1 protein-coding gene is annotated in these 1,100 nt (G+C 57.5%); it reads right to left on the bottom strand.

The genetic code is table 11. From position 1 onward, the window contains the following. Positions 1–227: 227 nt before the first annotated feature. Positions 228–869 (bottom strand): retropepsin-like aspartic protease family protein, encoded by a 642-nt coding sequence (locus ACREAY_RS12080; protein WP_431756014.1) that lies wholly within the window; start codon positions 867–869, stop codon positions 228–230. Positions 870–1,100 lie beyond the last annotated feature (231 nt).

Here is a 1,100-nt window from a genome sequence, read left to right as displayed (position 1 = left end):
ACCCAAGCCCTGGAGGCCATTAAACTGCTGGTAGGCAGAGGGGAAGGACTGCACGGGCGTGTGCTGAGGCTCGATGGCTTGAAGATGCAGTGGCGCAGCACCCTTCTGCGCCGAGACCCCGCCTGTCCCGTTTGTGTGCTGGTCTAAACAAACGGGAACAATGGCATTGAACGTTCCCCTTGTGGGGCAAGAACGCGGGAGATCTGTTCAATGGCGTGACGGCGCGATTACTTCTGCCGTAATTCCAGCACTTGCCCGTTGCGCGTCATCTGCAGGCGGTTCAAAAACGAGTTGCCGAGCAGCACCTTGATCGGAAACTCTCCGTCGATGACCGCCGCCGGCACGCCGCGCAACAAGATGGCACCGACTTTAACCTTGTCAAGGCTCAGGTAATAGGCCCTCGCCGTGCCGGAGGCGGTCGTGGTCAAGCCTTGTTCCCCAGCGAGTTTGTAGTCTAGGCCTAGACGCTTGGCTTGGACCTTGTTCATCGCCACCAGGGTTGCCCCGGTGTCGACCAGAAATTCCACCGGAAAATTGTTAATACTGCCGTCGGTGAGGTACATACCTAACGCATCCGGCCAGATCTGCACTGTCGCTTGCGGGATAATGGCGGCGTAGTCGGTGCTTATTTGGGTTCCCAGCGCATAGGGGGCCTGCCTTCCGTCGATTTCGAGGACTGCTTGGCGGCTGTCGGCGGCGATCAACTTTATCCCTTCCGGGCTGGTTTGCCCCGAGGCGAGCACCCGACGTTTGCCGTCGATGTTGATAATCGCTTTGTCTTTGAACAGGCCGAGGATGCTGATCTTCTCCACCGCCTGCGCAACCAGGGCAGTGCCAAACATGAAACAGCAAAGTAGGAACTTGTTCACTCAGACTCAGCTTTCCCGCGCAAGCGCTCGTTTACCTAAAGCCTAGGTTATCTTTGTTTTTTTCTCAAAAGTCCCGTTTTATGGAGGTGCTCGAGACTTATCTCCTGTCAGGGTCTTATCGGGGCGGGCCGGTGCAAGCCAACTGACAATCGTTTCCTGCCCACCGTAACCTAAGCCGACGGCTCAACGCGGCCGGCCCGTGCTTGCTAGCGCGCTCTCAGCCCCATAGAC

Source organism: Nitrososphaera sp. (assembly GCF_050748925.1).
Lineage (GTDB): Archaea > Thermoproteota > Nitrososphaeria > Nitrososphaerales > Nitrososphaeraceae > Nitrososphaera.
The sequence above is the reverse complement of the archived record's forward strand: the minus strand, read 5'-3'. Positions and strand labels throughout refer to the sequence as shown.